The organism is Halobacillus sp. (assembly GCF_049282395.1).
Taxonomy (GTDB): domain Bacteria; phylum Bacillota; class Bacilli; order Bacillales; family Halobacillaceae; genus Halobacillus.
In genome coordinates this window covers 1-8,154 of the sequence record NZ_JBAPTY010000437.1, presented here as the reverse complement: position 1 = coordinate 8,154, position 8,154 = coordinate 1, and the positions used below count along the sequence as shown (strand labels likewise).

The following is an 8,154-nucleotide window of genomic DNA, read 5'->3' as shown; positions in this document are numbered from 1 at the left end:
TCGGTGAGACCCCGGAGAGCGTTAGCTCGAGGAGGCTCAGCACATGCCCGCGGAAAGCGAATCATCCCCCGCAGGACCTTCACAGTAACCCGATATCTCGAAACTGAGTCTTACAGTAACCGGCCCTGTTGTTGAATAAGCTTCTTATGAAAATCACTAATAACGATTGGCGCATTAGGGTTATGATCTCTGTTAAAGTTAATAAAAGAAGCCTGCCGGGGTTCCGGCAGGCTTCTTTTATTGGTTTTATCGATCAGCGGGAATAGCATTTTCAGGCTCTTTGAATGGGTCCTCAGGGTCAATATGGTCATAGAACATAATGCCATGAAGATGATCAATTTCATGTTGAAAAACAATCGCGGCATAATCCTTCAGGCGAAGTTTAACCTCGCTGCCTTCAAGATCTGTCGCTTTTACTGTGATCCGGCGATACCTTGGCACATAGCCAGGTACTTCACGGTCAACAGATAAGCAACCCTCTCCTGTTGAAAGGTAAGTACGTTCCACAGAATGACTTACAATACGAGGATTAAATAGTCCGTAGCTGTAAAGTTTATCTTTTAGATCAATAAAATGTACGGCAAGCATACGTTTGTTTACATTAATCTGCGGCGCTGCTAATCCTACACCTGGACGCAGACCATATCGATCACACACTTGTTCGTCCTGACTATTCTTTAAATACTGAAGCATGGATTCCAGGGTTTCCTTGTTTTCTTCAGAAGGTGGAAGATCTACTTCTTCTGTCACCTTCCGTAGGGCCGGGTGCCCTTCCCGAACGATATCTTCCATAGTTATCATACTAAACATCCTTTCCCACTTGAACATTATACCATCTTATATAAATAGGGAAGCGGACCTGAGTCTTTGCTCCAAGATTATTGGAAACATTTGAAAAAAGTCACTTCCAATTTAATTTCATTTATTATACTATTGTACATATCACAAGATTACAATCATGTTTTAGGTGCAGTCTGCATAAAAGGGGGAAAAAGTGATCGTGCGTTTACGTTTGTTCATGGCATTGGCAGCAGTTGTTTTTTTTATGACTGCATGTACAGGTCCATCTGCTCAGGAAGAGGTGTACAATCACCTGGAAGAGGCAGTGGAGAAAGAGGAAGGTTTCCGGGAACAGCAGCAGCCTCTCGTTAAGCTCGAGAATGAAGAACAGGAGCTTTATAAAAAAATAATTGATTTGAATATGGATCAATTTGATAAAATTCAGTCGCTTTCTAAAGAGGCCTCTGGAATTGTAGAAGAAAGACAGGAGAAACTTGAAGCGGAAAAAGAAAGTATTGAAGCCGCCAAAGAAGAGTTCAATGAGATCAAACCGTTAATAGATGAGTTAGATGAAGAACAGGCAGAAGCGAAAGAAAAGGCCGAGGAACTTGTTGAAACGATGGACAGCCGTTATAAAGCCTATCAGAAATTATATGATGCTTATAACAAAGCACTAGAACATGATAAAGAATTATATGATATGCTTCAAAACAAAGAGTTAGCTGAAGAAGATATGCAGAAGAAGATTGAAAATATTAATAAAAGCTATAATCAGGTCATTGAGGCAAATAAAGAATTCAACCAACATACGGACGAGTATAATAATCAAAAGAAAGAACTTTACGAAGCACTCGATCTCAATGTATCTTACGAAGAAACTGAAAAGTCCGAATAACAGCCGAAATCACTTAGCAAGCTATACATACTTATCAACCGTCAGCGTCTGGCGGTTTTTTTATTTGCATGATACAGAGAAAAAACTTAAAATTAATACAGGCTTAAATTTTCAATGGTACAGTAAAGGCGATTTTTCCATCTTTTTTCGTCATTTTACCCGGCCTGTGTGCAAGGCATAGAACTATATATAGGTTATAGCTAAGGTTGTAATTGACGAATGATGGCGAATTGAGCTAAACTACTAAGTGGATCTACATTGTACCATTAAATATTCCAGGGAAAATGTAACAGTTTAGCTGAGATTTTGCGTATGATTAGTGAAGTTGTGTACAGGGTAATACGTAAAGAGCAAATCGGTACAGTTTTTTTTTATATTTGGGAAAGCTACTCACAGCATCTATTTTAGAATAAGAAAGGAAGAGGTGAACGATTTTGAAACGTACTCTTGAGAACATTGAAAATCAGTTCGAAATGTTTCAAATCATGAACGAAGAAGGCGAAATCGTCAATGAAGACGCAATGCCTGATTTGTCAGATGAAGATTTAAAAGAAATTATGAAGCGTATGGTTTATACGCGTATATTGGATCAGCGTTCCATCGCGTTAAACCGTCAGGGACGTCTAGGTTTCTACGCTCCTACAGCAGGACAGGAAGCTTCTCAGCTTGGAAGTCAATACGCACTGGAAAAAGCAGACTTTATTCTTCCAGGCTACCGTGATGTACCTCAGCTAATTTGGCACGGTCTTCCTCTATACCAGGCTTTCCTATTTTCCCGTGGCCACTTTAAAGGAAACCAAATGCCAGAAGGTGTGAATGCAGTCAGCCCTCAAATCATCATTGGTGCTCAAATCACACAAGCAGCTGGTGTTGGACTAGGCTTCAAAAAGCGCGGCCAAGATGCAGTGGCTATTACTTATACCGGTGACGGCGGAGCATCCCAGGGTGACTTCTATGAAGGAATTAACTTTGCCGGAGCCTTTGGTGCACAATCTATTTTCGTTGTGCAAAATAACCGCTTTGCGATCTCTGTACCAGTTGAAAAGCAATCTGCTGCTCAAACCATTGCACAAAAAGCAGTTGCAGCTGGTATTGAAGGAATTCAAGTAGATGGAATGGACGTACTTGCCGTTTATGCAGCTACAAAAGAAGCTCGTAAACGTGCGGTTGACGGTGAAGGTCCAACATTGATTGAGACACTTACTTACCGTTATGGTCCACATACAATGGCTGGTGACGACCCAACACGCTACCGTACAGATGACGAAGACAGCGAATGGGAGAAGAAAGACCCAATCGTCCGTTTCCGTAAGTATCTTGAAGGTAAAGATTTGTGGTCTGAAGAAGAAGAAAATGAATTAATTGAAAAAACAAAAGAAGAAATCAAAGCTGCTGTTAAAGAAGCAGATAATACACCGAAACAAAAAGTTACTGATCTGATCAGCAACATGCATGAACAACTTCCACCTAACCTAGAAGAACAGATGGAAGAATACAAGGAAAAGGAGTCGAAGTAGACCATGGCACAAATGACAATGATCCAAGCTATCACAAACGCGATGCAGACTGAGCTTAAAAATGATGAAAACGTGCTGATTTACGGTGAAGACGTTGGTCAAAACGGCGGAGTATTCCGTGCGACAGAAGGTCTTCAAGACGAATTCGGTGAAGATCGCGTATTCGATACACCACTAGCTGAGTCTGGAATTGGCGGTATGTCCATCGGACTTGCTTTGACTGGCTTCCGCCCAGTACCTGAAATTCAGTTCTTTGGTTTCGTTTATGAAACAATGGACGCGATTAATGGTCAAATGGCTCGTTACCGTTATCGTACAGGTAACACACGCTCCATGCCGATTACGATTCGTTCTCCTTTTGGCGGCGGTGTTCATACACCTGAACTTCACGCAGACAGTCTTGAAGGGCTAATTGCTCAGCAGCCTGGTGTGCGTGTCGTTATTCCTTCTACCCCTTACGATGCAAAAGGACTATTAATTTCTTCAATCCGCGATAACGACCCTGTCGTTTTCCTTGAGCATATGAAACTATACCGTTCTTTCCGCGGCGAAGTTCCGGAAGAAGAATATACAATCGAACTTGATAAAGCAGATATTAAACGCGAAGGTACAGACGTAACCCTTGTAGCGTATGGTGCGATGGTTCACTCCTGCCTGAAAGCAGCTGAAGAGCTAGAAGAAAATGGTGTGAGTGCTGAAGTTATTGATCTTCGCACAGTCAGCCCAGTTGACTATGAAACCATTCTTGAATCTGTTAAGAAAACAAACCGTGCAGTTGTTGTACAGGAAGCGCAAAAGCAGGCAGGTATTGCAGCAAGCGTAGCTGCTGAAATTCAAGAAAAAGCTATTCTGCATCTTGAGGCTCCGGTATTGCGTGTTCATGCACCTGATACTGTTTATGCATTCACTCAAGCAGAGGAAGTTTGGCTTCCGAACTACAATTCTGTAGTTGAAAAAGTTAACCAAGTAATGAACTTTTAATCATTTTAAATATGGGAGGTAGTAAGCGTGGCATTTGAATTTAAACTGCCTGATATCGGTGAAGGTATCCACGAAGGTGAAATTGCCAAATGGTTTGTAAAACCAGGTGATGAAATTAAAGAAGACGACGTCATTTGCGAAGTGCAAAACGACAAAGCAGTTGTTGAAATTCCGTCTCAAGTCGATGGTACAGTAAAAGAAATCCATGTCGAAGAAGGCGAAACAACTACAGTAGGAACGGTCATTATCACAATCGATGATGGATCCGAAGACACAGGTTCTGATGAAGGATCTTCTGATGATTCCGCAGAGGAAACTAAAGAAGAGCCAAAAGAAGAAAAACAATCAGAGCAAAAAGAAGAAAAATCTGCTTCTGAACAGCCAGCAGCTCAAGATGACAGCGAAGTAGATGACGACAAACGTGTGGTAGCTATGCCATCCGTTCGTAAATTTGCACGCGACAACGATGTAGATATCCGCAAAGTACAAGGCTCTGGTAAAAACGGCCGTATCTTAAAAGAGGATGTCGAAAGCTTCATGAGCGGTGATCAAACAGAAGCTCAAGATACAGCGACAACCGAAGAAACAGAAGAGCAAGAAACAGCAGCTGCGGCTCAGACAGCACCAGCAGCTGGAGAAGCGTATCCTGAAACTCGCGAGAAAATGAGCGGTATGCGTAAAGCCATTGCTAAAGCTATGGTGAATTCTAAGCAGACAGCTCCTCACGTAACCCTTATGGATGAAGTAGACGTAACTGAACTTGTTGCTCACCGTAAGAAATTCAAAGCAGTAGCTGCTGAACAGGATATTAAGCTTACTTACTTGCCTTATGTAGTAAAAGCGCTTGTATCAACGCTTAAGAAATATCCAGTATTAAATACGTCACTAGATGACGATAAAGATGAAATTATTCAAAAACACTATTATAATATTGGTATTGCAGCAGACACCGACAAAGGCTTGCTTGTACCAGTGGTGAAAGATTCAGACCGTAAGTCGATCTTCTCCATCTCAAGTGAAGTCAATGAATTGGCAGTTAAAGCTCGCGATGGTAAACTGACATCGGAAGAAATGAAAGGCGCATCTACAACGATTACAAATATCGGTTCTGCCGGCGGTCAATGGTTTACTCCAGTAATCAACCATCCAGAAGTTGCTATTCTAGGAATTGGACGTATTGCTGAAAAACCAATGGTTCGTGATGGCGAAGTAGTAGTAGCCCCTGTTCTTGCAATTTCCCTAAGCTTTGACCACCGTATCATCGATGGTGCAACAGCTCAGCATGCAATGAATAACATCAAGCGTTTACTGAACGATCCACAACTAATTATGATGGAGGCGTAAAGTATGGTAGTAGGAGATTTCCCAATTGAACTAGATACGTTAGTTATAGGAGCGGGACCTGGCGGCTATGTAGCTGCCATCCGTGCCGCTCAAACTGGACAAAACGTTACAATCGTAGACAAAGGTAACCTTGGAGGAGTCTGCTTGAACGTAGGCTGTGTTCCTTCCAAAGCGCTTATCCAGGCTGGTCACCGTTATGAACATGCTAAAGGTGCCGAAGACATGGGCATTCAGTCTGAAAACACGACGGTAGACTTTTCCAAAGTACAAGAATGGAAAAGCGGAGTCGTTCAAAAGTTAACTGGCGGCGTTGAAGGGCTTCTTAAAAACAACAAAGTTGATATCGTAAAAGGCGAAGTCTACTTCGTAGATAAAAATACTGTTCGTATTATGGATGAGAAGAATTCCCAGACATACACGTTTAATAACTGTATTATCGCGACTGGCTCCCGTCCGATTGAACTTCCTAACTTCAAGTTCTCCAAGCGTGTCATTGACTCAACTGGAGCACTAGCTCTTAATGAAGTACCGAAGAAAATGGTCGTTATCGGCGGCGGTTACATTGGTACAGAACTAGGTACAGCTTATGCAAACTTCGATACGGAAGTAACGATCCTTGAAGGCATGAAAGACATCCTTGGCGGCTTTGAGAAGCAAATGTCTTCTCTCGTTAAGAAACGCTTGAAGAAAAAAGGCGTAGATATTGTTACGAATGCTATGGCACAAGGGGTAGAAGAAACTGAAGATGGCGTAAAAGTAACCTATGAAGTGAAAGGTGAAGAAAAAACCATCGAAGCTGATTACGTACTTGTAACCGTAGGACGCCGTCCGAATACAGACGAAATTGGTCTTGAGGAACTTGGCGTTGAAATGAGCGACAAAGGTGTTATTCAAATCGACAAGAAGTGCCGCACAAACTTTGATAACATTTATGCGATTGGTGACATCGTTGATGGACCTCCGCTTGCTCACAAAGCTTCTTATGAAGGTAAAATCGCAGCAGAAGTTATTGCCGGTGAGAAATCAGAAATTGATTATCTAGGCATCCCTGCAGTTGTATTCTCCGATCCAGAACTTGCTTCTGTCGGCTATACAGAAGATGAAGCTAAGGAAGCTGGTTATGATGTAAAAGCATCTAAGTTCCCATTCGGAGCTAATGGACGTGCGCTTTCTCTTAATGATAGTGATGGCTTCTTGAAACTGATTACTCGTAAAGACGACAATTTAGTAATTGGTGCTCAAATTGCCGGACCAAATGCAAGTGACATGATTTCTGAATTAGGACTTGCCATTGAAGCAGGCATGACCGCTGAAGATCTTGCCTTAACTATCCATGCTCACCCAACTCTAGGTGAGATTACAATGGAAGCAGCTGAAGTAGCGATGGGCAGCCCGATTCACATCACTAAATAATGTTAAAAAAACTCCTGAACCAATTCTGGTTCAGGAGTTTTTTTGTCAGTAAGAGGGTATCCATAATCCGTAGTATTTCATTACACTATAGAAATATTCTTAATGTGCGGAAAACTATAAAGGTGAAGGCGAAGAGAGGAAATTCTTCCATGTAGCGATAGGGTCCTCAATCTTATACAACCAATTGAAAAACTCCTGAGCGGAATTCGTTCAGGAGTTTTTACTAGTTAAAGATATGGAACTTTCTAATCTATTCATAATATGCTCAGATCCAGAATCTCCAGAAATCAATTCGATGACCTTCCCATCTTTTTTAACAACGAGAGCGGGGAGTTGGTCCTCATCGACATCAATTTGTCCTGTATTAGCCTCTGATTGCTCAAATGAAAGTGATTTGTGATCGTGTTTCATTTTCCAATCAAGAAGAGCTTTTAAATAGTTATCGGCTTCTGCTGGTTGGTCATTATCTAATTCCGTATATAGATAAACAGCGTAAGATTCAGAGTGGGCTTGTAAAACTTCCACATTGTCAGATTTAGGAATGCAGCCTGCTAATAAAATGATAAGTATTAATGAAGTAATTCTACTGTTCGTCATGGATTGTCTGCACCCCTTTCTAATCTGCTGCAGGGCAAGTGTAACAAACAATAAGGACAAATCTTCTGTTGTAATGGATATGTCATTGAAATGATAACCGAGTGTTTTATCATTAATCCATATGTTAATAAATAATTAATTTTGTAACACGAAAAAGGGGAGAACATGCAAATGAACGTGCTTGTGTTTATTTTACAAATAAGCTCCCGTTTGTTTAAGACTCAGTTTCGAGGTATTTGTTGAGCGAAAGGTCCTCCGGGGGACGATTTCGCTTTCCGGCCTGCACGACGCAGGGTCGTTCGACGTTGCCACACGACGTGGCCGGTCTTAGTCGAACTTCTTCTGTGCTGAGCTTCCTCGGGCTTAACAGCCCTGCGGGATCTCACCGATCATGTTCATCCCATTCTTACACTTATTTTAGTCTTACTCGAAAATCAGAATTTAAACGATAAGGAGAGCTATCCAGCTCCAGCACCTAGCGTCTAGTGAGACTTCCCTCACTTCTGTACGATAAGTCAACATCGAATCGCTACGCTCTTCGTGTTTCCTTTATCTCCGCCAGCTCCAGGCTAGTTTTGGTGCCTAGCCTCTCGAGGTCTTAAGTCCAACCATGACAGGAAGAAGGGC

The 8,154-nt window shown here is 41.9% G+C and carries 7 protein-coding genes; 5 read left to right on the top strand and 2 right to left on the bottom strand.

Going from position 1 to position 8,154, the window contains the following annotated elements; all coding sequences use genetic code 11:
- Positions 1-246: 246 nt before the first annotated feature.
- Entirely contained in the window at positions 247-801 is a 555-nt protein-coding gene (gene def / locus WAM07_RS18185; RefSeq protein WP_422168802.1) for a peptide deformylase, read from the bottom strand.
- Between the two features lie 193 nt (positions 802-994).
- On the opposite strand from def, the gene WAM07_RS18180 reads away from it, so the two are divergent.
- The 5 genes from WAM07_RS18180 to lpdA all read left to right on the top strand — a co-directional run bounded on the left by WAM07_RS18180 (position 995) and on the right by lpdA (position 6,930).
- Complete coding sequence (locus tag WAM07_RS18180; RefSeq protein WP_422168801.1) at positions 995-1,675, top strand: YkyA family protein; 681 nt, start codon at positions 995-997, stop codon at positions 1,673-1,675.
- A 434-nt stretch (positions 1,676-2,109) separates the two neighbouring features.
- The gene (pdhA, locus tag WAM07_RS18175) at positions 2,110-3,192 is read left to right on the top strand and encodes a pyruvate dehydrogenase (acetyl-transferring) E1 component subunit alpha (RefSeq protein WP_422168800.1); all 1,083 of its coding nucleotides are present in this window, start codon (positions 2,110-2,112) and stop codon (positions 3,190-3,192) included.
- A gap of 3 nt (positions 3,193-3,195) precedes the next feature.
- Complete coding sequence (locus WAM07_RS18170) at positions 3,196-4,173, top strand: alpha-ketoacid dehydrogenase subunit beta (protein ID WP_089751944.1); 978 nt, start codon at positions 3,196-3,198, stop codon at positions 4,171-4,173.
- Between the two features lie 27 nt (positions 4,174-4,200).
- Entirely contained in the window at positions 4,201-5,517 is a 1,317-nt protein-coding gene (locus WAM07_RS18165) for a dihydrolipoamide acetyltransferase family protein (protein ID WP_422168799.1), read from the top strand.
- Between the two features lie 3 nt (positions 5,518-5,520).
- The gene (gene lpdA / locus WAM07_RS18160) at positions 5,521-6,930 is read left to right on the top strand and encodes a dihydrolipoyl dehydrogenase (RefSeq protein WP_422168798.1); all 1,410 of its coding nucleotides are present in this window, start codon (positions 5,521-5,523) and stop codon (positions 6,928-6,930) included.
- A 210-nt stretch (positions 6,931-7,140) separates the two neighbouring features.
- On the opposite strand, the gene WAM07_RS18155 is transcribed toward lpdA, so the two are convergent.
- On the bottom strand, positions 7,141-7,527 hold the full coding sequence (locus tag WAM07_RS18155; RefSeq protein ID WP_422168797.1) for a hypothetical protein: 387 nt from the start codon (positions 7,525-7,527) through the stop codon (positions 7,141-7,143).
- Between the last annotated feature and the right edge of the window lie 627 nt (positions 7,528-8,154).